The organism is Algoriphagus sp. (assembly GCF_013373065.1).
GTDB lineage: Bacteria > Bacteroidota > Bacteroidia > Cytophagales > Cyclobacteriaceae > Algoriphagus.
Map to the genome: position 1 here is coordinate 284,638 of NZ_JABXIN010000003.1, position 26,620 is coordinate 311,257.

The 26,620-nt window shown below is 40.8% G+C and carries 24 protein-coding genes; 10 read left to right on the top strand and 14 right to left on the bottom strand.

Translation table 11 applies throughout. The features are described 5' to 3' along the window. The 8 genes from HWE15_RS03680 to pdxA form a co-directional block, all read right to left on the bottom strand. Complete coding sequence (locus tag HWE15_RS03680; RefSeq protein ID WP_290506146.1) at positions 1–2,310, bottom strand: PSD1 and planctomycete cytochrome C domain-containing protein; 2,310 nt, start codon at positions 2,308–2,310, stop codon at positions 1–3. Between the two features lie 169 nt (positions 2,311–2,479). Then, a complete protein-coding gene (gene accC / locus HWE15_RS03685; RefSeq protein ID WP_290506147.1) occupies positions 2,480–3,829 on the bottom strand; it encodes an acetyl-CoA carboxylase biotin carboxylase subunit in 1,350 nt (449 codons plus the stop codon). 23 nt (positions 3,830–3,852) lie between these two features. Further along, positions 3,853–4,335, bottom strand: coding sequence for an acetyl-CoA carboxylase biotin carboxyl carrier protein (gene accB, locus HWE15_RS03690; RefSeq protein ID WP_290506148.1), 483 nt, complete (start codon positions 4,333–4,335; stop codon positions 3,853–3,855). Positions 4,336–4,417: 82 nt separating this feature from the next. After that, on the bottom strand, positions 4,418–4,981 hold the full coding sequence (gene efp, locus HWE15_RS03695) for an elongation factor P (RefSeq protein WP_290506149.1): 564 nt from the start codon (positions 4,979–4,981) through the stop codon (positions 4,418–4,420). 25 nt (positions 4,982–5,006) lie between these two features. Then, complete coding sequence (locus tag HWE15_RS03700) at positions 5,007–6,005, bottom strand: beta-ketoacyl-ACP synthase III (protein ID WP_290506150.1); 999 nt, start codon at positions 6,003–6,005, stop codon at positions 5,007–5,009. A gap of 221 nt (positions 6,006–6,226) precedes the next feature. Beyond that, positions 6,227–6,418 (bottom strand): 50S ribosomal protein L32, encoded by a 192-nt coding sequence (rpmF, locus tag HWE15_RS03705; protein WP_008201274.1) that lies wholly within the window; start codon positions 6,416–6,418, stop codon positions 6,227–6,229. Between the two features lie 30 nt (positions 6,419–6,448). Next, complete coding sequence (locus HWE15_RS03710; RefSeq protein ID WP_290506151.1) at positions 6,449–7,000, bottom strand: DUF177 domain-containing protein; 552 nt, start codon at positions 6,998–7,000, stop codon at positions 6,449–6,451. Positions 7,001–7,084: 84 nt separating this feature from the next. After that, positions 7,085–8,110: a 4-hydroxythreonine-4-phosphate dehydrogenase PdxA gene (gene pdxA, locus HWE15_RS03715; protein WP_290506152.1), complete on the bottom strand. Its 1,026-nt coding sequence runs from the start codon at positions 8,108–8,110 to the stop codon at positions 7,085–7,087. Positions 8,111–8,215: 105 nt separating this feature from the next. On the opposite strand from pdxA, the gene rsmA reads away from it, so the two are divergent. The 9 genes from rsmA to HWE15_RS03760 all read left to right on the top strand — a co-directional run bounded on the left by rsmA (position 8,216) and on the right by HWE15_RS03760 (position 17,860). Further along, on the top strand, positions 8,216–9,001 hold the full coding sequence (gene rsmA, locus HWE15_RS03720) for a 16S rRNA (adenine(1518)-N(6)/adenine(1519)-N(6))-dimethyltransferase RsmA (protein WP_290506153.1): 786 nt from the start codon (positions 8,216–8,218) through the stop codon (positions 8,999–9,001). Further along, a complete protein-coding gene (mgtE, locus tag HWE15_RS03725) occupies positions 8,988–10,355 on the top strand; it encodes a magnesium transporter (protein ID WP_290506154.1) in 1,368 nt (455 codons plus the stop codon). Before rsmA ends, mgtE begins: the two co-directional genes overlap by 14 nt. A gap of 3 nt (positions 10,356–10,358) precedes the next feature. Further along, entirely contained in the window at positions 10,359–11,303 is a 945-nt protein-coding gene (locus tag HWE15_RS03730; RefSeq protein ID WP_290506155.1) for a 2-hydroxyacid dehydrogenase, read from the top strand. Between the two features lie 142 nt (positions 11,304–11,445). Further along, the gene (greA, locus tag HWE15_RS03735; RefSeq protein ID WP_290506156.1) at positions 11,446–11,919 is read left to right on the top strand and encodes a transcription elongation factor GreA; all 474 of its coding nucleotides are present in this window, start codon (positions 11,446–11,448) and stop codon (positions 11,917–11,919) included. Between the two features lie 60 nt (positions 11,920–11,979). Then, positions 11,980–12,372, top strand: coding sequence for an HIT family protein (locus HWE15_RS03740; RefSeq protein ID WP_290506157.1), 393 nt, complete (start codon positions 11,980–11,982; stop codon positions 12,370–12,372). Between the two features lie 92 nt (positions 12,373–12,464). Then, entirely contained in the window at positions 12,465–14,153 is a 1,689-nt protein-coding gene (locus HWE15_RS03745; RefSeq protein WP_290506158.1) for a GMC oxidoreductase, read from the top strand. Between the two features lie 111 nt (positions 14,154–14,264). Next, positions 14,265–15,554: a prolyl oligopeptidase family serine peptidase gene (locus tag HWE15_RS03750; RefSeq protein WP_290506159.1), complete on the top strand. Its 1,290-nt coding sequence runs from the start codon at positions 14,265–14,267 to the stop codon at positions 15,552–15,554. 81 nt (positions 15,555–15,635) lie between these two features. After that, positions 15,636–16,700: an acyl-CoA dehydrogenase gene (locus HWE15_RS03755; protein WP_290506160.1), complete on the top strand. Its 1,065-nt coding sequence runs from the start codon at positions 15,636–15,638 to the stop codon at positions 16,698–16,700. A gap of 95 nt (positions 16,701–16,795) precedes the next feature. Continuing rightward, entirely contained in the window at positions 16,796–17,860 is a 1,065-nt protein-coding gene (locus HWE15_RS03760) for a PA0069 family radical SAM protein (protein WP_290506161.1), read from the top strand. Positions 17,861–17,876: 16 nt separating this feature from the next. On the opposite strand, the gene HWE15_RS03765 is transcribed toward HWE15_RS03760, so the two are convergent. The 6 genes from HWE15_RS03765 to mtaB all read right to left on the bottom strand — a co-directional run bounded on the left by HWE15_RS03765 (position 17,877) and on the right by mtaB (position 24,208). Beyond that, the gene (locus HWE15_RS03765) at positions 17,877–18,062 is read right to left on the bottom strand and encodes a hypothetical protein (RefSeq protein ID WP_290506162.1); all 186 of its coding nucleotides are present in this window, start codon (positions 18,060–18,062) and stop codon (positions 17,877–17,879) included. A 68-nt stretch (positions 18,063–18,130) separates the two neighbouring features. Continuing rightward, positions 18,131–18,883: a class I SAM-dependent methyltransferase gene (locus tag HWE15_RS03770; protein WP_290506163.1), complete on the bottom strand. Its 753-nt coding sequence runs from the start codon at positions 18,881–18,883 to the stop codon at positions 18,131–18,133. 20 nt (positions 18,884–18,903) lie between these two features. Continuing rightward, positions 18,904–19,773, bottom strand: a complete 870-nt coding sequence (locus tag HWE15_RS03775) for a hypothetical protein (protein WP_290506164.1) — start codon at positions 19,771–19,773, stop codon at positions 18,904–18,906. Positions 19,774–19,938: 165 nt separating this feature from the next. Further along, positions 19,939–20,709 carry an alpha/beta hydrolase-fold protein gene (locus HWE15_RS03780; RefSeq protein ID WP_290506165.1) on the bottom strand — a complete coding sequence of 257 codons (771 nt, stop codon included), beginning with the start codon at positions 20,707–20,709 and terminating at the stop codon, positions 19,939–19,941. 88 nt (positions 20,710–20,797) lie between these two features. Next, entirely contained in the window at positions 20,798–22,810 is a 2,013-nt protein-coding gene (locus tag HWE15_RS03785; RefSeq protein WP_290506166.1) for an alpha amylase C-terminal domain-containing protein, read from the bottom strand. Positions 22,811–22,888: 78 nt separating this feature from the next. Further along, positions 22,889–24,208 (bottom strand): tRNA (N(6)-L-threonylcarbamoyladenosine(37)-C(2))-methylthiotransferase MtaB, encoded by a 1,320-nt coding sequence (mtaB, locus tag HWE15_RS03790; RefSeq protein WP_290506167.1) that lies wholly within the window; start codon positions 24,206–24,208, stop codon positions 22,889–22,891. 232 nt (positions 24,209–24,440) lie between these two features. On the opposite strand from mtaB, the gene HWE15_RS03795 reads away from it, so the two are divergent. After that, positions 24,441–26,603: a glutamine synthetase III gene (locus tag HWE15_RS03795; protein WP_290506168.1), complete on the top strand. Its 2,163-nt coding sequence runs from the start codon at positions 24,441–24,443 to the stop codon at positions 26,601–26,603. The last annotated feature ends 17 nt before the right edge of the window (positions 26,604–26,620 follow it).

Sequence of the window (26,620 nt, forward strand, 5' to 3'; positions counted from 1 at the left end):
TTAGCTCTTTGTAATGGTTTCTTCTAGGTTGTACAAACTCACAATGACCTGCATGAGAGCTGCTGTTTTAGAATTGATGGCTTCTGAGTCCAAAGGGTATTCGCCAACCAATAAGGTAGGTAAAATTTGATCGGGATTTGATTCGAACCGATTCAGCTGATCTTCATAATAGGATACTAAAAGGTCTGACTCTTGATCCTTTATAGGGCGGCATAAAATGCGAACAAAGGCTTCTTCTACAGTACTTTCTATTTCTGTATGTTTTTGGAGAATTGTAGTAGCCAAGACACGGGAAGCTTCCAAGACCATTGGATCGTTCATCATTACCAGTGCTTGGAGTGGCGTATTGGTACGGCCTCTTCCAACCTCACATCTATCTCGGTTGCTCGAGTCGAAAATAATTGCTTTTGGAGGCGGCACAGTCAACTTGATAAAATTGTAGAGACCTCTTCGGTAAAGACTTTCTCCATGATCTTGGCGGTAGGTGGCCAATTCACCTCTTCCAGAAGTAGCCGATTCCCAAACTCCCTCTGGTTGGTAAGGCTTGACGCTAGGACCCCCTAACTTTTTTACCAATAATCCGCTACTCGCTAAAACCAAGTCTTGCACATTTTCGGCAGGAAGTCGAAGTCTTGGAGCACGGGCTAGGTAGATGTTTTCGGGATCAATCTCCAAATGTTTGGAATTAACTCTGGCAGATTGACGATAGGTGGCTGAATTTAAAATCTGCTTTAATAAATACTTAATGTCCCACCCATTTTCCATAAAGTCCACCGCAAGCCAATCCAAAAGTTCTGGGTGGGAGGGAAGATCTCCCTGCATTCCAAAATCTCCAGCAGATTTGACTATTCCTGTTCCAAAAATTTCCTGCCAAATAAGGTTGACAAAAACCCGGGCAGTTAGTGGATTATCCCTATTGGTGGCCCATTTTGCCAAGCCAAGTCTGTTTTTGGGAAGGGTGTCAGGAAAATCCAAGATAGAATTTGGAGTAGATGGGGAAACCACTTCGGTAGGTGCATCATAAACACCTCGATTTAAAATATAAGTAGTTCGTGCTTTTTCCTCTTCAAGCTCACCCATCACCGACACACTTAAACGAGTAGTGTCTGAGTGATTGATAAAGCTGAGTATATCCCCGAGATCTTCCTGTTCTATCCAAAGAATAGGGGTTTTTGCTGGTTTGGAAATACTTACATCTCCTTCATATCCTTTCTCTGGTGTATTGTTGAAAAAAGCAAAGAGTTCAAAGTATTCCTTTTGGGAAATAGGGTCGTATTTGTGATCATGGCATTGGGCACATTCCATAGTGAGACCTAGCAAGCCTTTACTAAACGTATTGGTTTTGTCTAAAACATATTCGATCCTATATTCTTCATCAATGACTCCTCCTTCCTCTGTGTATTTGTGGTTTCGATTGAATGCCGTTGCGAGGATTTGCTCTTTCGTTGGATTTGGAAGTAAATCCCCCGCAAGTTGCCAAGTGATGAATTTATCATAGGGAAGGTTTTCGTTGAAAGCATGAATGACCCAATCCCGATAAGGCCACTGAGTCCGAATATTGTCATCCTGATAGCCATAACTATCGGCATAGCGTGAGATATCCAACCAGAGGATTGCTAGTTTTTCACCAAATTCCGGTTGATTCAATAATCCGTCCAGCAAGTCTTCATACGTTAACTCTCCCGTAAAATCACCGAATCGTTCGAGCATTTCTAGGCTAGGTGGGAGCCCCGTCAAATCCAAACTTGCTCGTTTAATTAATTCATAGGGTTCAGCAGTAGGGTTGGGTTCTAACCCCATCTGTAACATTTTTTGATAGGTGAATTGGTCAATTTCATTTCGGGCCCATTCATTTGCTGGATGAGGTGTAGTCTTCTCGGCCTTCACAAAAGCCCAATGAGGTTCGTATTGAGCACCTTGGGCAATCCATTGTTTGATTAGTTCGATTTCTTCCGTCGAAAGCGCCAAGTTCGACTCAGCCGGAGGCATTAATTCGCTTGGGTCTTCGGAGGTAATTCGTAAAAAAACTTCTGAGTTTTCAGGTTCTCCAGGTACTATGGCATGTCTGTCTGGATTTTCCTTTAGTGCTGCAAATGCTGCTACTTCTACATCTAATCGTAAGTCAGCCTCCCTTTTATTTGCATCCGGGCCATGACAAGCGAAGCATTTATCAGATAAAATCGGTCTGATATGAAAATTGTAGCTGATTCGGTCGCTTGGAACTAGTGAAGAAGAATTTTGATTGGATTGCTTACAGGCCGATAAAGAGGTAAAAACGATAATCCCTATTCCAAAAATTAAATTTCTCATAAATGAAATTCTAAGTCCCTGATTTCCAATTTTAAGTTATGGAAAAAAATTAAAAAAGTTTCTTTGTTTTTTAGAAAAAAGAGAGGAATAGCTCGGTTCTATAGACTGATAAAACTAAAAAAGCCACCTTTAAAAAGATGGCTTTTCGGAAGAGTTGAAACTCTAAAATCTATTTTTTGATTACTGAGAAATCAAAATTCTCAAGGAATTTCGTCGTGAAATCTCCCTCTTTGAATTGCTCATTATCTAGCAAGGCAATATGGAAAGGAATGGTTGTTTTAATTCCATCTATGACAAATTCTTCCAAGGCACGCTTCATTCGTACAATTACCTCTTCGCGAGATTGGCCACTGACAATAAGCTTAGCAATCATGGAATCGTAATTAGGTGGAATAACATATCCCGCGTAAACATGTGAATCTACCCTTACCCCTCGGCCTCCTGGAAGGTGGAGGTTTTGGATTTTACCAGGACTCGGTCTGAACCCATTGGAAGGATCTTCGGCATTAATTCTACATTCCATTGCATACAGCTTTGGAAAATAATTTCTACCGCTGATTTTTTCTCCTGCAGCAACTTTGATCTGTTCCTTGATTAGGTCAAAATCAGTTACTTCTTCAGTGATGGGATGTTCTACCTGAATTCGGGTATTCATCTCCATGAAGTAGAAGTTTCGATTTTTGTCAACCAAAAACTCAATGGTTCCAGCTCCTTCATATCCGATAGCTTCAGCTCCTTTGATAGCTGCTTCTCCCATAGCTTTCCGAAGTTCTTCAGTAATGAATGGGGAAGGAGTTTCTTCTACTAATTTTTGATGTCTTCGCTGAATAGAGCAATCTCGCTCTGAAAGATGGCAGGCTCTACCGCTACTATCACCAATGATCTGGATTTCTATATGTCGCGGCTCTTCAACGAATTTTTCGAGGTATAAGCCGTCATTTCCAAAGGCTGCTCCGGATTCCATTTTAGCATCATCCCAAGCTTTTTGGAATTCATTATCACCGCGTACAATTCGCATTCCGCGTCCACCACCACCGGCGGTTGCCTTTAGAATCACCGGGTAGCCCATTTTATTGGCAAGTTTGATCCCCTGATCCACAGTATCTAGTAGGCCTTCAGATCCTGGAATGGTAGGGACTCCGGCGGCTTTCATAGTTGCCTTTGCAGTGGCCTTATCACCCATTTTCGAAATCATATCCGGAGATGCTCCGATAAATTTGATTCCGTATTCTTCACAAATTTTGGAGAATTCCGCATTCTCTGAGAGAAAGCCATATCCTGGATGAATCGCATCTGCATTAGTAATTTCAGCGGCAGCGATGATGCGAGGGATATTCAAATAGGATTCTCTACTAGGCGCAGGACCAATACAAACAGCTTCATCCGCAAAGCGAACGTGTAAGCTGTCTTTATCTGCCGTAGAGTAAACTGCCACCGTTTTTATTCCCATTTCTTTGCAGGTCCGGATAATTCGGAGGGCAATTTCTCCTCGATTGGCTATTAATATTTTTTGAAACACAATAAATCAGATTTGGTGAGAAATTAACCAGCAGGGTCAACAAGGAAAAGTGGCTGGTCGTATTCAACAGGTGAAGCGTTGGAAACCAACACTTTAACAATTTTTCCTGATACCTCTGATTCAATTTCGTTGAAAAGCTTCATCGCCTCAATGATACAAACCGTCTGACCAGCTTTAATGGTATCACCAACATTTACAAAAGTTGGAGAATCTGGATTAGGGCTAGTATAGAATGTGCCAATCATTGGGGATTTGATTTCAACCAAATTGGAAGTCGATTCAGCTGGGCTTGTAGCAGGAGCGGCTGCAGTACTTGGAGTAGGAGTCGCAGGAGCAGGTGCTGGGGCAGCAGCTGGAGCAGGCGCAGGCGCCGCTTCCACCATTCGCACACTTTGATCTGCGTATTTCTTGATCGACAATTCGAATTCATCTGTTTTGATCTTGACTTCTGCAAGACCTGAGTTGGAGATGTAATCGATCAATTCTTGAATTTCTTTTGCTTTCATAGTGTCTTTGAATTAAGGCCTTTAGGGGGCTAGTCGTTCTTTTAAAATTAGAAAAGCCGCAGGTATAACCCACAGCTTGAATTTATTTTACCCGCTCGGAATATGATCCGTCTCGAGTATCAACCTTGATCATGGTGTCCTGATCTACAAAAAGAGGAACCATCACTGTTGCACCGGTTTCTAAGGTAGCTGGCTTCAATGCATTGGTGGCCGTGTCTCCCTTAATTCCTGGTTCTGTGTACGTAATCATCAACTCCACAAAAGGAGGAAGTTCTACAGAAAGCGGAGTTTCTGTTTCGTCATGAATCAAAATATCCACTTCTTGACCTTCTTTTAGCAATTCAGGTCGCTCGATAAGGGATTCTTGGATTAGAATTTGCTCAAAGGTATTGGTGTCCATAAAATTGAAACCCATATCATCTTTGTAGATGAATTGATGCGGTCTCTTCTCTACACGTGCTGTGGTTACTTTTTCCCCAGCATTAAAAGTCTTGTCTAGGGTTTTACCTGTTTTCAGACTTTTCAATTTTGTTCGGACGAAGGCAGCTCCTTTTCCCGGTTTAACATGCTGAAATTCGACGATACTCCAGATGTCATTATTCATTTCAAGACAGAGTCCGTTTTTAAAATCTGCAGTCGATGCCATAGTGAAATTTTGAGTTTATACTGAATTATTTTGGGTCATAGGCCCATTTGACATAAATGGCTCCCCAAGTGAAGCCGCCGCCAAAAGCTGCCAAGATAATATTGTCGCCTTTTTTAAGTTGCTTTTCATAATCCCACAGACAAAGTGGAATGGTAGCAGCAGTGGTGTTACCGTACCGCTCGATGTTCATCATGACCTTCTCAGGCCCTACACCCATTCGGTTGGCAGTGGCATCTATGATTCGTTTGTTCGCTTGATGAGGAACTAACCAAGCCACATCATCACCTTTCAAACCATTACGTTCCATTACCTCTGCACTTACATCTGCCATATTGGTTACAGCAAATTTGAATACTGTTGAACCTTCCTGATAAGCATAGTGCTCTCTTGCTTCCACAGTCTCATGACTTGCTGGTCTACGGCTTCCTCCTGCCTTCATATGCAAGTAGGGCTCTCCAGAGCCATCAGCACGAAGAATGGCGTCACGAATTCCCAAATCTCCTTCTGCTGGTTCTAGCAACACAGCACCGGCACCATCTCCGAAAAGGATGCAGGTAGTTCGGTCTTGATAATCAACAATGGAGGACATTTTATCTGCTCCAACCACCAAAACTTTTTTGTGTGTTCCGGATTCGATAAACTGTGCTCCTAATTGCAAAGCGTATAAGAAGCCAGAACAAGCAGCTGAAATATCAAAGCTAAAGCTCTTTTTAGCCCCGATCTTATCTGCAATGATATTAGCAGTAGCTGGAAATGGCATGTCTGGAGTTACCGTTGCACAGATAACGACCTCGATATCCATAGGATTTGTTTGGGTTTTTTCAAGAAGCCCTTTCGCTGCTTCGATTCCCATCACAGAGGTTCCTTGGTTTTCTCCTTTTAAGATTCTTCGCTCTTTAATGCCTGTTCGGGTGGTAATCCATTCATCATTGGTTTCCACCATTTTTTCAAGCTCCTTGTTGGTCAACCGGTATTCTGGAACATATCCTTGTACCCCGGTGATCATAGCTCTAATTTTCTCCATTCGAATTGGGTTAGAATGGCTTTTGAATAGCCTGTGTAATTCTTAGGTTGAAGTGTTTTTTGTAAAGAAGGTCAAAAATATCATAAATGCCCCTTTCCACCAAAATTATTCCATTTACAAAATGCTAATCAGCTGATTTATAATGAATTATATTTGCTATTAAAAACAAAAAATCCACTTCCTGCAGAAAGTGGATTTTTATGAATTAAAGAGGGATGGACTTAAGCCAATACCTCTTTTTCGATAATTACTTGTCCTTTGTAATACAACTTTCCGTCAAGCCAAAATGCTCTGTGAGGAAGGTGCATTTCACCAGTAGTAGGACATTTTGCCAAACCAGGAGCTTCCAACTTGTAATGAGTTCTTCTTTTATCTCTTCTGGTTTTCGAAATCTTTCGTTTAGGATGTGCCATTTTATGCGTGATTTAAGAGTTTCAAATTCGTTATTTTAATTTTTTTAGCTTCTCCCAGCGCGGATCGATATTTTCCGGTTCATCGTCTCTGGATTCAACTTCCTGATCTGATTTAGAATCGAAGTAAACATATTGACCTTCTGATTCGCTTTCTTCTTCATCTAGCTCATTTCTGAAATCAGGATGAATTTTCTTTGCTGGTATTGCTAAAAGAATAAATTCATAAATCAACTGGGCTACATTGATACTTGGTGTATCCCTAGTAATCATGAAAATATTCTCATCAATTTCTTTTTCTTCGGAGCCATATTTAAAAAGGATGAATTCTTCGATTTCCAAAGGATAATCGAACTCTTCCAAGCTTCGGTCACAGATTAATCGGACGGTTCCTTGGATATGGAAATCCATTTCTATTACATTGACTCCTTTGTCTAAATTGACCCGTACGGTCAAATTTCCTTTGTTGACAAAATCATTGTCTTCAAATTCTTTGAAAAACCGATCGTCGACCTGAAAATCAAGTTCATGAGCACCTTCTCGGTATTTAATAACCTCAATATCAAAGTGCTTCAAGAATTTCATGGCCCTTCCGCTCGCTTTTAAGACCGCAAAAATAGCTATTTTTTTATGTTTTTGAAATTTTATTCAAGATATATTTTACTCAAACTACTCGGAGCTTACTAGTTCTCCTTGATGCTGCTTGATTATATCATAGGCTAGGAAGAGTGCTGCTTGCATAGAGCCTTCTTCAGCAAGTCCTTTACCAGCGATATTGTAAGCTGTTCCATGATCCGGAGAAGTTCGGATCACAGGTAATCCAGCAGTGAAATTCACGCCGTCACTGAATGACATAGACTTAAAAGGAATAAGTCCTTGATCATGATACATGGCCAAAATACCATCGAATTTTGTCTGATGCATCATTCCAAAGAAGCCATCGGATGGATAAGGCCCAAAGACAAGCTTGTTTTCTTCCTTGAGTTGGTTGATGGCTGGACGAATCACCTCTTGCTCTTCTTTTCCTAGTAAACCATCCTCACCAGCATGAGGGTTGAGTCCGAGTATGGCGATTTTGGGTCTGTTTATCCCAAAGTCTTTTTCCAGACTTTGAAGCATCATGTTTGCTTTCCGCTTTATTTTTTCCACTGTTACGGACTTGCTGACCTCCGAAAGCGGCATGTGGCCAGTGACCAATCCTACCCGCAGTTTATCTGAAACCAAAAACATCAAGCTCTCTTTTGCATCAACGGCATGGGTGATGTATTCTGTGTGTCCAACAAATTTCAATTCTTCAGAATTGATGTTGTTTTTGTTTAGAGGTGCCGTCACCAAGGCTTGAATCTTACCATCTTTTAGATCCTCAACTGCCTGTCTTAAGGCCTCTAGCGCCAGCTTTCCAGCTTCTTGGGTTTCTACTCCAGGAATTATTTCCGGGCATTCTTCCACGACATTGATGACATTGATCCGTTTGGGCTGGATATCATCAAAATTTCGGACTTGGAGAAAATTGAATCCCTCCATATCCAACATTTTTTTATAAATGCTGAGGGCTTTGCCGTGCCCGTAAATCAAAGGAGTGAAGTTTTTATGCACCCGGTTGTCAAGAAGTGCCTTCATGCATACTTCTACACCGATGCCATTAATATCTCCGATACTGATTCCGATTATTGGTTTGGTTGTTTTTGCTGTCATGGGGTCATTCAAAAATCGCCTTGCAGAAAACAAGGCGAACGTAGGCCTTTAGGAATATTGTCTTAATTTTAGGCTGCAATTTATAAAATTTACTGAAGCTATTCGATGGAAAAAGTCAGACCCAAAAAACATCTGGGGCAGCATTTTCTGACCGATCTGAGCATTGCCCAGCGAATAGCTCAGTCGGTTACTGGACATCTTGGAGCAAAACAAGTGCTTGAAATAGGTCCCGGCATGGGGGTGTTGACGCAGTTTTTGCTGGAAAATCCTCAAGAACTCTTTGTGGTTGAAATAGATGTCGAATCCATTGCCTATCTCAAAAAGAATTTTCCGCAGCTTGAAGGCAGGATTTTAGAGGGGGACTTTTTGAAAATGAACCTTTATGAATGGTCCAAGGAGCCATTTTGCATAGCAGGTAATTTTCCTTATAATATTTCAAGTCAAATTTTCTTTAAAGTATTGGAGTATCGCCATCAGGTGACTGAGGTTGTTTGCATGCTTCAAAAAGAAGTCGCCCAGCGAATTGCCTCACCAAAAGGAAACAAGGATTACGGGATATTATCCGTGCTACTTCAGGCATTTTACGATATTGAGTACCTGTTTTCGGTACCTCCCGGGGTATTCAATCCCCCACCCAAGGTTCAATCCGGTGTAATTCGACTTCGTAGAAATCAAACGGAAAAACTCGATTGCGATGAATCTTTATTTATAAAAGTGGTGAAGGGAGGATTTGGAAATAGGAGAAAAACCCTTCGTAATTCCTTAAAATCTTTCCAACTTTCTGATTCTTTCAAAACACATCCTTTATTGGATAAGCGTGCGGAACAATTGGATGTGGCTGATTTTGTTTTTTTAACCCAACAAATCCAAGCTTCTCGTGGAGATCATTAAGCAATTTGAACTTTCGAAAGAATATCTTGAGAGCCTGAGACACGGCATCGAAAATCAAGATTTGGACTTCATCAAGGAATCACTGGATGGAGTCAATGAAGCCGATATTGCTGCAATCTTGGATGAGTTGTCTCTCGATGAGTCCATTTATGTACTTCGAGCACTTGAAAAACAGGTAGCGGCTGATATTCTTATTGAGCTTGATGAAGGAAATTTAAACAAGGTCCTACGCGAACTTGATAATCCAGAAATCGCCTCCTTGATAGAATTGATGGATTCGGATGATGCCGCTGACTTGCTTAATCTCCTAGGGGAGCGAGAGCGGGAAGAAGTCATTTCCAATTTCCAGGACCGGCTGAAATCTGATCAAGTTGTAGACTTGCTTCGTTACGAAGAGGATACAGCCGGTGGTATCATGGCGAAAGAATTTATTCGTGCGAATAAAAACTGGAATGTTATTCAGACCATCAATGAAATCCGTCGGCAGGCAGAGAATGTAGAAAAGATTTTTTCCATTTACGTGGTCAATAACAGGCAACAGCTGTTAGGTAGAGTTTCGCTCAAAAAAATCATTTTGGCTGGTGAAAATACCAAGATTGAAGACATCTACGAGCCTGAAGTGATTTCCGTACCAACCTATATGGACCAAGAAGAAGTGGCCTTAATAATGAGGAAATACGATTTGGAATCGGTTCCTGTGGTTAATGCTAAAAATAAACTGGTAGGAAGAATTACGGTGGATGACATCTTGGACGTTGTGCAGGAAGAGGCAGATGAAGATATCCAAGCGATGGCTGGTATTTCGGGAGATATTGAGGAGTCTGACTCCGTGTTTATGATTACCAAAGCACGTTTGCCCTGGCTTCTCATTGGGGTCATTGGAGGCCTAATGGGTGCCAAGATTATTGGTTTTTTTGAAGATGGATTGAATAAATACCTGGCGTTGGCTTCCTTTATCCCCTTGGTGGCTGCAACCGGCGGAAATGTTGGGATCCAAGCATCTTCTTTGATAGTACAATCCTTGGCGAGTAAGTCAGTTTTTGATGATACACCTTGGCAGCGCTTTGTGAAAGGTACCCTCGTCGCTTTATTGAATGGACTGCTCTTGGCAATTTTTGTTTTCTTGGTGGTTGTTTTCCTGTATGGCTTTGAACCCATATTCGGGATTACTGTAGGGACTGCTTTATTTTGTGTCGTGTTGTTGGCCTCATTTATGGGGACAGTAACTCCGCTTGTTTTAAATCGCTTTGGGATCAATCCAGCAATTGCATCCGGGCCATTTATTACTACCACAAACGATCTCTTGGGCTTGGCCGTTTATTTCGGTGTGGCTATGTATTTATTGAATTTATAATCCATGAAAATATTGATCATCGACCAAATGCATCCCAGTATTGTGGAGCTTTTGGAAAAAGATGGGCATATGGTAATGAATGCTCCTCAGATCACTAGAGAAGAATTAAAGAATCAGATCCATCAATTCGAAGGATTGGTCATCCGATCCAAGACGCCGATGGATCGGGATTTATTGCAGCATGCATCCCAACTTCGATTTATTGCAAGAGCCGGAGCCGGACTTGATCAGATTGATTTGGAATACCTTGAGGAGCGTGGTATTCAGCTTTTCCATGCAGCAGAAGGAAATCGTGACGCCGTAGCAGAGCATGCAATCGGAGGGCTTTTGGCTTTATTTAATCATATTCCTCAAGGAGATGCGCAAGTTCGGAAAGGAATTTGGGACCGTGAAGGGAACAGAGGCTATGAGCTAAAAGGTAAAACCGTTGGAATTATGGGTTTTGGAAATATGGGGAAGGCATTTGCGAAGCGTTTGAGGGGGTTTGGCGTAGAAGTTCTTGCCTATGATAAGTATAAACTGGACTTTGGGACGAATAGGGTTCAGGAAGTTATTTGGGAAAAACTAAAAGCAGAAGCAGATGTGTTGAGTATTCATGTGCCCTTGACGGATGAGACTCGTGATTTTTTCACATTGGAGGAGCTAGCTTCTTTTGCCAAACCTTTTTGGTTGATCAACACGGCAAGAGGAGAGGTTATTAGTTTTAAAACCTTGAATGAAGCCCTGGACAAGGGAATCCTGAAAGGAGCTGTTTTAGATGTACTCGAAAATGAAAAATTTAAAAATTTTAGTCCTTCACAAAAGGTTGAATTTGAAAAATTGGCTGGTCGAGAAAATGTGATTTTTTCACCACATGTTGCAGGTTGGACTTTTGAATCGTATGAAAAAATCAATCAGGTGTTGGCTAAAAAAATCAGAAAAGCATTTGGGAAAGTAGGGCAAGCCTAGGTCTTCCAAACTATTGAATATTTTGTTTGTGAGTACATATTTTATATTTTTGTAATCAAATAATGCAAAGTGAAAATAAAGTAACGGTCTCCAATCGGTGACCGTTACTTTATTTTTTGGTGCTATTCAAAACGAGTCAATTATGTCAAAAGTACAATACTACACAGAGGAAGGTCTTAAGAAATTGAAGGAGGAACTTCAAGAGTTGAAGACCAAGGGGAGAGCGGATATTGCCCGTCAAATTGCAGAGGCAAGGGACAAGGGAGATCTTTCAGAGAACGCAGAATATGATGCGGCAAAAGATGCTCAGGGATTGTTGGAGCTAAAGATTGCCAAATTGGAAGCGGTAGTTGGGAATGCCCGGGTTTTAGATAATTCCAAAATGGATCATTCCAAAGTAGGAATTTTAAGTACCGTGAAAATTAAAAATGTTAAAAATGGAATGACGGTAAGCTATACCTTGGTGTCTGAGGAAGAAGCTGATCTAAAAGCAGGGAAAATTTCCTTGGCTTCTCCTTTTGGAAAAGGCTTGGTTGGGAAATCTGTCGGAGAAGTTGCTGAAATAAACGCACCTGCTGGAAAGCTTCAATTTGAAATCTTAGAAATTATCTACTAAGTCTAGCATTTGATAAAATTTAAATCCCGGTATTCACCGGGATTTTTTATTTTTGATTCTATGGCAAGCATCTTTACTAAAATCATCAATCGGGAAATTCCTGCCCATATCATCGCAGAAGATGATCGGAATATTGCATTTTTGGACATTATGCCTCTGGTTAAGGGACATGTATTGGTTGTCCCCAAAAAAGAGGTGGATTACATTTTTGATTTAGATCCTGATGATTTGACAGCTTTGCATCTTTTTGCTCAAAAAGTTGCCAAAGCCATGGATCAAACCATATCATGTACCCGAATCGGAGTGGCCGTGATTGGCTTGGAAGTTCCCCATGTACATGTTCATTTGGTTCCGCTTCGTACCATGGATGATATTAATTTCACTCGTCCAAAACTGAAACTAAGCCAAGAGGAGCTTGGGGCGATTGCTGAGGAGATTAAAAAGGGCTTCTAGACCTTTTTTTAGTTCTTTTTCTGCTGGGATTCGTTTCTATACTATTTTAAAATTTTCATAAAAGTCCGAAGAGAATCCTTTATTTTTCAATAATGAAAAGGACTGAATACGATGCGATTGTGGTCGGTTCCGGTATTTCCGGAGGCTGGGCAGCCAAGGAACTTTGTGAAAAAGGATTAAAAACGCTCGTCTTGGAGCGTGGGCGGGATGTTCAACATCTGAAGGATTATCCTACCATGACTTCATCATCTTGGGAAATGCCGCATCATAATCAGATTCCTCGAGAGGATAAAATAAATAATCCGGTAGTCAATCGCTGCTACGCATACAAGGAGGATACGGCCCACTTTTTTGTAAAGGATCAAGAGCATCCTTATGTACAGGAAAAACCATTCGATTGGGTTAGGGGCTATCAGGTAGGGGGAAAGTCTCTTATTTGGGCAAGGCAGACTCAGCGTTGGAGTCCTTATGATTTTGAAGGGCCTGGAAGGGATGGGTTTGCAGTAGATTGGCCTATTCGGTATGATGATATCGCACCTTGGTATAGTTATGTAGAGCGTTTTGTGGGGATTTCTGGAAGTTATGAGGGATTGGATACGCTTCCAGATGGTGAATTTTTAAAAGCCTGGGAGATGAATTGTGTTGAAAGCGAAATCCGAGATCGGGTGAATAGTCATTATCAGGATCGAAAATTTATCATTGGTCGATGTGCCCACTTAACCGAACCCAAAAAAGAACATTTAGATCAAGGAAGAGGACAATGTATGGCCCGAAACCAATGCTATCGAGGTTGTCCTTTTGGAGGCTATTTTAGTAGCAATTCTTCCACCTTACCTTGGGCATCTAAAACGGGAAATTTGACGGTCCGTCCTGACTCCGTGGTACATTCCTTGATTTGGGATGAGGAAAAAGGAAAAGTGACTGGTGTTCGAGTGATCGATCGGATCACCAAAGAAGAGCGGGAGTTTTATTCAAAGATTATTTTTTTAAACGCCTCGGCACTCAATACCAACCTGATTTTATTGAATAGTATATCCAGGCGTTTTCCAAATGGTCTAGGGAATGATTCGGGGATTTTGGGGAAGTATGTCGCCTTTCACAATTATCGGGGTACTCTTTCTGCGCGATATGAGGGTTTCGAAGATAAATATTATTTCGGTCGAAGGCCGACGGCGATTATGATGCCCAACTTCAGAAATGTGAAAAAGCAGGAGATGGATTTTTTGAGAGGATATATGACCTTTTATTCAGCAGGTCGAGCAGGGTTTGGTCATGCGGATCCTGGTGGTTTTGGAGCTGAGTTTAAACAATCGAATACAAAGCCAGGGCCTTGGTCAGTATTCATGATGATGCAAGGAGAAACTATTCCTAAGGAGACCAATCGTGTTAGCTTGTTTACTGACCAAAAGGATGAATGGGGTATTCCTTTGCTGAAAATCGATGTGGCATATGATGATAATGATGAGAAGATCTTACAGGATTTTTGGGAGCAAGGGGAGGAAATGCTGAAGGTAGCTGGCTGTGTAAACATACGGAAATCAGATTCTAAGCAAGCTCCTGGATTAGACATTCACGAAATGGGTGGGGTCAGGATGGGAAGAGACTCAAAAACTTCCTTTTTGAATGGATTTAATCAAATGCATCATGCTCCGAATGTTTTTGTGACGGATGGCGCATGTATGACTTCCACAGGAACTCAAAATCCATCCATTACCTATATGGCTTTAACAGTTCGTGCAGCGGATTTTGCAGTCCAACAGTTGAAAAAAGGAGAGTTATAGTAGTTTTTAGATTTCAGATTGAGTTAGGGAAAAAGAAATCACCGCTTGCGTAATTTTTCTGATTTTCAAAAGAATATTTTGTGATCTTCCTTCTAAAACTCAAACTGACCTATGAAAAATAAATCTCAACTCATTTTATTGGTTTTCCTTTCCTCTTTTTTGTTTGCATTAGGAGGTGAGAAGGCTTTTGCTGCGGACTCTTACAAATTGGTGATTGGAGGGTTTGACTGGGGGGCAGCAGTTCAAAAAGTGATTTTGGCCAATGCTCCTTCAGATGCGAGGCCGTCTGATTTCGAAGTATTTGTAAACCGAAGTTCAAGCGAAGGAGAAATTCCTGAAAACGTACGTTCAGGGAAAAGATCGGTAATTTATTCCTATCCTTCAGACGAAAATGGAAATCGCAAACAAGATGGTTCGCATTTGACCCTTGTTTTGGAAGTCAGTCCTGTCCAACCTCTTGGCTCACCTATTCAATACATGCGGGTAGGAAATCGAGCTTCCAATGTCTGGATAGATTATCAGGTGACAGTAGTCAATACCAAAAATCGGCAGCTCTGGGATCAGGAATCCGGTAGAATTATGCCCATTGTGGATGATTTTGAATTGAATTCAACATTCAATTATCAGGATAAAATGACGTTGGCCTATGCCTCTTTTTCCCCTGGAAATCCACAGCCAAAAACACCTTTGATCATTTGGCTACATGGAGGAGGCGAAGGTGGAATGGATCCTACGATTGCACTTTTGGGAAATCGTGCAGCAAACTATGCCTCTGATGAAATTCAAGTGCTCTTTGGAGGTGCTCATGTCCTAGTACCTCAATCGCCTACATTTTGGATGCAAGCTAAAGATGGAACTTATACGAGAGGGGATCGAGAAGATGTTTATCATGAAGCACTTTTTGCCTTAATTGATGAATATGTTAAAAGTAATCCCAGCATTGATCCAAAGCGGATTTATGTTGGCGGGTGTTCCAATGGAGGTTATATGTCCTTGAAATTGATCTTAGAACATCCAGATTATTTTGCTGCGGGGTATATTAGCGCGCTTGCATACAGCAATGAATTTATTTCGGATGAGCAAGTAAAATCCATCAAGAATGTTCCGATTTGGTTTGTGCATTCTGCAGATGATAATACAACCAAACCTGATGTGACTGTCGTGCCTTTGTATCATCGCTTAAAGGAAGCTGGAGCAAAGAATGTCTTCTTTAGCTATTATGACCACGTAACAGATATTACAGGATTTTATGGTGGGGATGATTATTTCTACCCTGGTCACTGGTCATGGATTTATTCTCACGCGAATACTGCAAGAACTGATTTTGACGGCTCTCCGGTTATGTTAGATGGTAAGCCTGTCACCATTATGGAATGGCTTGCAGCTCAATCCAAAAAATAACTTATTCCGTGAGCTAGTGGTATTAATCTCAGTGACCTGAAGACAAATCAGGTCACTGTTTTTTTTATTTCCTTTGCATGGATGGATATTTTCAATTCAAAACAGGCTGGAGATTCTGAGCAACTGGGATGTTTGCATTCCGATTGGCTAAAAGAAATCTATGCCCAAAAGTGGTTTAAACTTTTTGTTCCAAAGGAATTGAATGGGTTGGGATTGAGCCTACCGGAAGCTTTAGAGGTTGAAGAAAAACTAGCCAGATTGGATGGGAGTCTCGGATGGACAGTTACACTTTGTGCTGGAGCTGCTTGGTTTGTTGGATTTTTTGACCCCCAGCTTAGTACCGAGGTTTTTGAAAATCCCAATTCCTGTCTTGCTGGTAGCGGTTTTGTTGGAGGAAAGGCAGAAAAGAAAGGCGAGAAGTATTTGATTTCTGGACATTGGACCTATGCTTCAGGGGTCTTGCATGCAACCCATTTTACAGCCAATTGTGAAATTTGGGAAGCAGGAAAACTGGTCACTGATTCTTTTGGAAATCCTTTGGTAAAGGCTTTCGTTTTGAAAAAAGACGAAATTGAAATCCTTGATGCTTGGCATTTTATGGGTATGAAAGCTACTGGAAGTCACGCTTTCAAAACCGATAGCCTTTATGTTCCAGAAAATCGTTGTTTCGAAATATCTCCAAAGAAAACTTTCCGACCGGAACCTATTTATCAGTTCCCATTTCAACAATTTGCAGAGGCAACTTTGGCAGTAAATATTTTGGGGATCACTTTTCATCTACAGTCTTTGTTGAAGGAAGCTTTTTGGAAAAGGAATGCTAGGAAAAGTTTGGAGAAGGAGTATTTGGAGTTTTATTCCAAACTGGAAAGAAAAGGTGAAAGAAAATTAGAGAAAGTCCGCTCAGAATTTTATCAAACGATAGAAAAGGCATGGTTGGAATTAGGTCAATCAGGATCTATTTCACCAAAGAAACTGAATGCTATCAGTAAAATCAGTCGGAAAATGACAGCTACCTGTCGCAAATGGAATTCAAAACTTTACCCTTTTGCCGGATTAGAGGCTGCCAGAGAAGATTCCGAGTTAAATCGAGTTTGGAGAGACTTCCATACGGTCAGTCAGCATTCTTTATTGATTTTTCCTTTTTGATTTTTTGATCGGTGCATTGGTAGCTTGACATTCTTTGACAATTGATTTTGTTTTCATTTCGGTTTTAGTAAACTGATTGTCATGACTTTGATAAAATGATTGACAAAAATAATTCTTACTTCAAGGGGAGAGGAGCACAGCTTCAGTCTCAGAATCGCTTTTTGCTACAGTCCATAGTTCAAGAACATTGGGAAGGAATTGATGAGGATTGGTTAGAAAACCCAAAGACAGAAGTTCGGATTGAGCATCCAAAATCCATTGTTAATCCAATTACAAGTCCTGATTTGGGTTTGAGTTTTTCTCTAAATCCCTATCAGGGTTGTGAACATGGCTGTGTGTATTGCTATGCCCGGAATTCCCATGAATATTATGGTTATTCTGCAGGATTGGATTTTGAAACCAAATTGATGGTCAAGCCTTATGCTCCGAATCTTTTGGAGAATAAGTTATTAAGTAAATCCTGGAAAGTCAGCCCAATTTCTTTGTCAGGTAATACAGATTGTTACCAGCCCTTGGAAAAGGATCAGAAGATTACGCGTGAGCTATTGAAGGTGTTTGCTCGTTTTCGTCATCCTGTAGGGTTGATTACAAAGAACAGTTTGATTTTAAGAGATTTGGACTTACTGAAGGATTTGGCTTCCGAAGGATTGGTTCAGGTATATATTTCTATTACTACATTAGATGAAGAGCTTCGTCGTAAAATGGAACCACGTACAGCAAGTGCCAAGAAAAGGTTAGCTACCATTGAGGCATTGTCAAATGCCAATATTCCCGTTTCAGTGATGAACGCACCTATTATTCCAGGACTTAATCATCACGAGATTCCAGCCATCCTTAAAGCCGCTTCGGAACGAGGTGCCCTAGGTGCTGGGTATACAGTTGTTCGCTTGAATGGGAAGTTAGAACAGATTTTTTCAGACTGGCTTAAGAAAAATTTTCCGGATCGAAGTCAAAAAGTAATGAATCAGATTGCTACATTACACGGAGGAAAAGTACAAGACAATCAGTTTGGTAGAAGAATGAAAGGAGAGGGGGTATTGGCTAAAAGTATACAGCAGCTCTTTCAGCAATCGAGGAAAAAATACTTTTTCGGAAAAGCTATGCCGGAATTTAACTTAAAGGCTTTCCGAAGAGGGGGGATGCTTAGTTTTGATTTTTAGAAGTTGGACAGGATTTCTAGAATTTTTCTACAATTAAAAGGAAGTCCACTTTTGCCGTAGCTCCCATTAATTGAAAAGTGGGTTTGACATTTGGTATGATAGAAATTACCTCTCCATTCAGCCTGTTTAAAAACAGTTCCAGTTTTTCCTGCATGTTGTCTCGGTTGACTTCTAGCCTGTGGACTTTATAGTTCAATGCCATGGTGAATAAGTTTTATGGTTTCTTAGAAGTTAAGAAATTATTTGGAACAATTCTTCCATTTTCGGTGCTTAATCATGCTTTTGGGCAATGTAAAATCCATAGCTGAAGTAGTCTTTGTTTTTTCGATAAAGGGCAATTTCCTCCAGGTTATATTGGACAATTTCCTTTGCCAAGTCTGAATGCTTATGTTTCTCCAAAAATTCCGGAACCCTTTCCTCCATGGGCTGGTAATAATTTTTTTCCCAACTTTCTGGGTTTAGGAAAAAGTATCCTCTGAGAATGAAGCCATTTTCTTCTAGTTGCTTAATCTTTTTGGAAGCAAGGTCGATTTCCGGATATTCTTGATTCCAAAAGTCTTCCAATTCCCTGGGGCGCGATGGTGTAATCCAAGTGATTTCGCTGACTGCTAGAATTCCCTTTGGTTTAAGGAACTTCTTCCAGGCCTTGATTCCCGCTTCAAAGCCCATATTATAGATTGCTCCTTCAGACCAAATAAGATCAAATTCCTGCTGTTCAAATGGCAGTTGATCCATGGGGGCTTGTAAGGTTTTGATCTGAGCTATTGGGTTGAACACCTTTTTACGATCTTCTAGCTTTTCTAAAAATTCAGGGAATAAGTCAACTGCTACGATTTCACCTTCAGTGAGTTTTGCAAGGGTGAAGGTCTGATTCCCCGTTCCACATCCAATGTCTGCCACTTTTAAATGTTTCTTGTTCGCGAGTCCTGTCAGTTCAAATGCCCGTCGGGTTTCTTCTTCACTTCCAGGGCCCTGTTGTAATGCGTTTTTGTGGAAGTCAATTAATAACTCTAATTCAGTCATACTTTCTGATTAAAAAAAACTTAAAGATTTTTCCAGTACTCATCCAAAAGGTTGGCAAAGCGTTCTGGAGAATGTCTGTCAAATCGAAAATAGAGACAGGGTTCGATGAGCTCTAATTCCATTAATGCAAATGTGTTTTTTGGTGTTCTTACCAAATCTACACGTGCGTAAAATGGCTTTTGAGGCAAGGCGGCCATTGCTTTTTCTCCAGCTGCTAGAATGGAAGATTCAGGGCTTTCGATGGCAATCACACCTCCACCATGTTCCTCCTGAACCCGAAAATCGCCAGCTCCAACTGTCTTTAAAATGCTATGGCTCAAATGCCCTTGAAAATACATAAGTGAAAACTCTCCTTCTTCTACGATAGCATCCATAAAAGGCTGAATCATTCCCTCTTTAAATTGAAATACTTTTATTGCTTTTTCCCAATCAGTTGGGACTGACTTTTGGAGGCGAAAAGTGTCGTCAGCATTTGCTCCAACCAAGGGCTTGACAATTATTTCTTGTGATTCGAATTGATTAAAAGCTTCTTCGAGTTGCGCAGCGCTTAGGGTTGAAAACCGGATAGTGGGAACTAATTCAACTCCTTTTTCTTCCAATTCAAACAGGTAGTTTTTATGGATATTCCATTTGACAATATCGAAAGGATTCAAAAGGACCGCCCGCGATTTTTCAATTTTTTCAAGAACCTTAATGAATTCTTCCAGATGCTGTTGGTAATCCCAAGGACTTCGGATCACCACCAAGTCAAAGGTTTCCCAGTTTGTATCTTGATTCCAAGGGATATTTTTGATTTCCCAACCGAGGGATTTAAGAAATGGGTGAACGAGGTCGTCGTCAATAAACCATCCTTCAGTATTGGCTATGGAAAGAAAGGCACAGCTGGGCATAGGCAATCGGCTTAGTGACTTCAATATCGGAAGGGATGAGGCGAATAGAAATAAAAATGCGGGAAATTTTTGATGATTTTCAGCAGACCTCTCTCTGTAAATTCAGAGTATCGATAGGAAACTATTTATTAGGTTATGGATAAGATCACCGTCTTAAAAGTATTCCTACTTCTTTAACGGTTGATTTGTCAATTGAATTCCTTTGTAAAAGCTATCTAAAAAGATTGAAAAGTGATTTTCATGTTCATAAAATGCTATCGACAAATCAATGAACTCGTTTTTTCCCTTTAACGCTTCAATGAACTCTTCAATTTTTCTTTTATGAAATTCTGGTTTAGGTTGGTAGGTAAGGTGGATTTTAACAGGTTTGATGGAAGAGTTGCCTTTTAGCTTTTCTGTGACTTCTCCATCGCTATACCAAATGGAAGGATCATAGAGATGAAGAATTTCAAATGGATGTGCGCGACCCAATAAGTAGGCGCCAAAATATCCACCGTAGGAATGACCAATCAAGGTATGATGGTTATTAATAAGATAATTTTTTGAGAGGTCAGGCATCAATTCCTTTGTGAGATAATTATAAAATTTTTCTGCACTACCGGAATTTTGTTCATTATACCAATCCACTTTTTCTCCATCGAATTCAACTTGAGAATGGCTAAATGTCAAATCCTGACCTCTTTTATGTTCTACTTCTACATGAGGTATCCCCACAATTATTGATTTTTCAATCTTTTGGTGTCCTCCCAAATCAAAAGCTATCTGGCGTACCAATTCAAATCTCCATTCGGCATCGAGGACAAAAATGACTGGATAAGAAACGGAGTCTGAATAATTCAGAGGAAGTGCTACCCAATATTCCCGTGTTTCATTTAAATACTTGGAATCTATTTTATGCGAATGTGCAGGTGAAAGACAAATGGTTTCTTGGGCCAAAACTGGAAGGGCTAGGAGTAGTAGAAATTTTATGAAAATGAACCTTAGGTATGATATCACGAGAATAGGTTAGAATTCACTATTTAAATTAACCTTTCTTCTTGAAAACCATCACAACGCGGTTTGGAATGTACAGATGTGCCTCTTGATTTTTGTCTGTGGCATAAGTGATTTTCTTATCTAAGCGCTCGAATCCCCCATATTTTGTCTCATCAGAATTAAGAATAATTTGGTAGGTGCCTGCTTCAGGAAAACGAATAGGGAAACCGAAGAAGGATTCGGTAGGATGGAAGGAAAAGACAAAGACCAATCCACACCGCTCGTAGGCGAGGATTTTCTTGTCTGGCTCAAGGTACAATTGCTGAGCTTGAGGTTGTGCGAGTAGCTCATAGTTTTTGGCCAGTTGAATAATGGCTTTGTCCCAAGCATCTAATTGCTGGTAGCGAAGATGTGGTGTATCAACCAAAGACCATTGTCTACGTGCATATTGGTAGCTCCAGTTATTGCCTTCTCTTGGGAAATCCACCCATTCAGGATGTCCGAATTCATTGCCAATAAAGTTCAGATAGCCTTCTCCACCCAGCGATAAGGTGAGCATGCGAATAAGTTTATGCAAGGCAATACCGCGATCAACGACAAGGTTTTGATCCAAGACAGACATCGATGTATACATTTCCTTGTCCATCAGCCAGAAAGCCAGGGATTTGTCACCAACCAAGGCCTGATCATGACTTTCAGCATAGGCGATGGATTTCTCTTTTTTAGGGCGATTGGTCAATTCATGCCACAACTCAAAGAGATCCCATTGTTCATCCAGTTTGTGTTTCAGTGTTTTGATCCAAAAATCCGGAATCCCCATTGCCAAACGGAAATCAAAGCCAATTCCCCCATCTTCAATTTTTCGGGAAAGACCTGGCATTCCGCTGACCTCCTCTGCTATAGAGATGGCATTTGGATTTAACTGATGGATCACCGTATTGGCTAATTGAAAATATAGGAGTGCATCATCATCAACGCCTTCATCGAAGTATTTTTCTGCAGAATCAAAAGATACATGTCCATGGTGATGGTAGAGCATAGAAGTAGCCCCATCAAATCGGAATCCATCAAAATGAAATTCTTCCATCCAATACCGGATGTTGGATAAAAGGAATTCCTGTACTTCCCATTTCCCGTAGTCGAAAAGCTTAGAGTCCCAGCCTTCATGATAGCCACGTTCTCCGGGATGGAAGTATTGATGATCACTTCCATCGAACTCATTCAATCCTTCATTTACGTTTTTGACAGCATGCGAATGAACGATATCCATAATCACGGCAATACCCATTTGGTGTGCAGTGTTGATTAAAGATTTGAGTTCTTCTGGGGTGCCAAATCGTGAAGAGGGCGCAAAGAAGTTGGAAACGTGATAGCCAAAAGAACCATAATAAGGATGCTCCATAACTGCCATCATTTGGATGGCGTTGTATCCCGCACTTTTTATTCGAGGAAGAATCAATTCCTCAAACTCTTTATAAGAACCAACTCCTAATTTTTCTTGAGCCATGCCCACATGACATTCGTAAATCAAGGGCATGTGAGCTATTTCTTTCAAAGAAAAATTTGAATCAGTCCATTGGAAAGGCTCCTTTGGAAACCAAAGCTGTCCGGTAAAATCATGGGTTTTATCATCCTGAACCACCCTTCGGATATAGGCTGGGATGCGGTCCAAGCTTTTTCCTTTTGCGTCTATTACTCGGACTTTGATATTACTTCCATGAATAAACGTATGCTTGTATTGCTTATAGGGAAGAAAAATTTCCCAATCCCCTCGATGGTTTCTTTTCATGGGATGAGATTCCCGATCCCACCAATTAAAATCTCCCATCAGGTAGAGTTGGCGTGCAGCAGGTGCCCACTCGCGGTAAATCCAACCTTTCCGAACGGGTTCGAAATGGACGCCATAGTAAGTATGGAAATTGGCGAATTCCAAAATGCTCCCCATGGATTCATTGATCAAATGAAGGGCTTTTTGGTAACGCTCGTATCGTCTTTGAATAATTGGAGCAAATGGCTCCAACCAAGGTTCGTCCTTAATCAGTGATAGGGTGTTTTTGCTCACAAAAAATTACATTAAAGTCCGAGTTGAATTTAGGAAAAAATAGGGGTTCAACAAGCCCAATCTCTGAGCTTGTCGAGCCTAATGTCGTTCATAAACCATTTCTGGTTCTAGTACTTCTACATTTCCGGAATCATTGATTGAATCCAAGGTCACCAATTTGGTTTCATTGATAAGCATTGGATCGTACTTGGCGGCCACTCGAATATAGTTTTCGGTGAATCCATGCATCTTGCCATTTTCAATGTCCTCTTCAAAAAGTACGGTGTAAGTCTTTCGGAGATTTTCCTCGTAAAACTTTCTACGCTTTTTCTCGGACAAGATTCGAAGCATTTTAGAACGCTCATTCCGTTTTTTCATCGGAACGACTCCATCCATTTCCACAGCTCTTGTATTTGCCCGCTCCGAATAGGTAAAGACATGTAGATAAGAGACATTCAATTCATTCAGGAAGTTATAAGTCTCTAAAAATAATTCATCTGTTTCACCAGGGAACCCAACGATCACATCTACTCCTATACAAGCATGTGGCATGAGCGTTTTGATTTTGGATACACGATCCTCATACAATTCTCGCAGGTATCTTCTACCCATTTTTCTCAAAATGGTATTTGAGCCAGATTGAAGAGGGATGTGGAAGTGGGGAACAAATCGCTTTGAAAGGGAAACAAATTCGATTATTTCGTTGGTAAGCAGATTTGGCTCGATGGAAGAAATACGGAATCGGTCAATACCTTCAATTTCGTCCAAAGCAAAAACCAAATCAGCAAATCGCTCTTGGCGCTTACCTTCCACAATTCCGAAGTCTCCAATATTTACGCCTGTCAACACTACTTCTTTCACATCCGTGGCTGCGATTTCCCGTGCTGCTTCTAGCACGGATTCAATGGTATTGCTACGGCTTTTACCTCGGGCTAGGGGAATGGTACAAAATGCACATCCATAATTACAACCGTCCTGCACTTTTAGGAAAGTTCGGGTTCGGTCATTGATTGAATAGGCATTGTTAAATGACTTGGCCTCCGAGATTTCGCTGGCTAAGACTTTTGCTTCTTGTTCTTTAGCAAAATCACCGAGGAGTTCTAGCAAACGGAATTTTTCAGCTGCTCCAAGAACGGCATCGACTCCGGGAATCTCAGATATTTCTGTGGGTTTTAATTGTGCATAACACCCAATGATCGCCACATAGGAGTTAGGGGAAATCTTTTTCGCCTCTTTGACGATTTTCTTACATTTTTTATCTGCATTCTCGGTGACAGAGCATGTGTTGATAATGAAAATGTCTGGATTCTCTTGAAAATCAACTTTTAAATAGCCTCTGTCTTCAAATTGGCGGCTAATTGTTGAGGTTTCGGAGAAGTTTAGCTTACAACCTAATGTATAAAAGGCGACTTTTTTCACAATTTCCCTTCTGATAATGAGACTGCAAAGGTACACATTCTCATTTTGTTTTCAATTTTGTAAAAACAGGGTTCAAAAGTGTAATTTTTTCCGATTTTGGGTTTGAAAATCACATGATCCATTGAAAAAAGTGTAAAAATTTCAAAAAAGTGGGTTAAAAAGTGGTCAAAAGCTTTTTAGAGTCAGTATTTTTCTATTTTTGTGGGTAATATTTTAAACCACTATTGTAGATATGGCAACATTAAGACAACAATCCCTTTCGATGGTTCAGACCAGACCTCGGGTTAAAGTAGAAGCACCAGCTTTAAAAATCTCTGACTTCTTCGGAACCAATGTGTTTGGTTTAAGTCAAATGAAGCAGTCTTTGGCTCCTTCCGTATTCAAAAAAGTGATGGAGGCCGTAGATAAAGGATCCAAGATCGATACTGCTACAGCGGAGGAAGTTGCTTCTGCTGTGAAGACTTGGGCTTTATCTAAAGGGGTTACGCACTACACCCACTGGTTCCAGCCATTGACTGGTTCTACAGCGGAAAAGCATGATTCATTTTTCGATGCACATGCTGGATTAGAAAAATTCAAAGGATCTGCTTTGGTTCAGCAAGAGCCTGACGCATCCTCCTTTCCACATGGTGGTATCCGTTCTACTTTCGAAGCAAGAGGGTATACGGCTTGGGATCCATCCTCTCCAATTTTCATTTTTGATAAGACGCTTTGTATTCCAACCATCTTCGTTTCTTACACAGGAGAGGCATTGGATTACAAAACTCCTTTGTTAAAGTCATTAGAAGCTGTGAATGAAGCTGCAGTTGCAATTTGTCAGCTTTTTGACCGAAATGTTCGTAAGGTTTCTCCTTCTCTAGGTGTAGAGCAGGAATACTTTGTAATTGACAAAGCATTATTTTCTGCACGCCCTGATTTGGTAATGGCGGGAAGAACTGTTTTTGGACATAACCCTGCTCGGGGCCAGCAATTGGAAGACCATTATTTTGGTTCTATTCCTACACGCGTGAAGGATTTCATGATGGACTTTGAAATCGAAGCCCATAAGCTAGGTATCCCTGTTTCTACCAGACACAATGAAGTTGCTCCAGGACAGTTTGAGGTTGCTCCTGTTTTTGAAGAAATCAACAAAGCAGTTGACCACAACCAATTGTTAATGGACTTGATGGATAAAGTGGCTGAAAAGCACGGATTGAAAGTCTTGTTCCATGAAAAGCCTTTTGCGGGAGTAAACGGTTCCGGAAAGCACAACAACTGGTCCTTGATTACAGATACAGGTGTTAACTTGTTCCAGCCAAGTAACTCCGCTCGTGAAAATCTTCAGTTTTTGACCTTCTTGGTGGCGACTGTGAAGGCGGTATATGACAATGCAGATTTACTTCGTGCAAGTATCGCTTCTGCTGGAAACGACTTCCGTTTGGGAGCAAACGAAGCACCTCCTGCTATCATTTCTGTTTTCTTGGGTGAAACCTTAACAGCTGTTTTGGATGAATTGGAGAAAAACGGAAATATCAAGATTGAAAAAGGGGACAACATGTACATGAAGCTTGGTATTTCCAAAATTCCAGAAATCATCCTTGACAATACCGACCGAAACAGAACTTCTCCATTTGCCTTTACCGGAAATAAATTCGAATTCCGTGCGGTGGGTTCAAGTGCAAACTCTGCAGGGCCGATGGCAACTTTGAACGTAATTGTTGCTGAAGTTCTAAAGCAAATGGCTAAGGATATTCAGAAAGAAATTGATGCAGGTAAGGAGAAGAAAATTGCGATTGTCAATGTATTGAGAAAATACATTAAAGATTCTAAGAAGATCCGTTTCGAAGGCGATGGTTATTCTGAAGAGTGGGAAAAAGAAGCTGCAAAGCGAGGACTTTCTAACTTGAAGAGTACCCCAGATGCTTTGGATGTTTACACTAAGAAATCTACCAAGGAGCTATTCGCTCGTCACAATGTAATGAACGATTTGGAAGTTCATGCACGACATGAAATCATGTTGGAGAACTTCATGAAGAAGGTTCAGATCGAAAGCCGCGTGATGGGAGACTTGGCCTTGAACCATGTGATTCCAACTGCCATCTTGTATCAAAACAAATTGATCCAAAATGCAAATGGTCTTAAAGGACTTGGTTTGGATAATTCTGCTGCAGTGGAAACAATCAAAGAGGTTTCTAAACACATTGAATCCTTGAAGTCAAATGTCAACGCTATGATTGATGCCCGACGAAAACTCAATAAAGAGGAAGATGTGATTAAGCGTGCGAAGGGTTATCAGAAGGAAGTGAAGGAAGCCTTCTTTGATAAAATCCGTTATGCAGTTGATAAATTGGAATTGTTGGTGGACGATGAAAGCTGGCCACTTGTGAAATACCGTGAAATGTTGTTTATCAGATAAAGGAAACAACATATAAA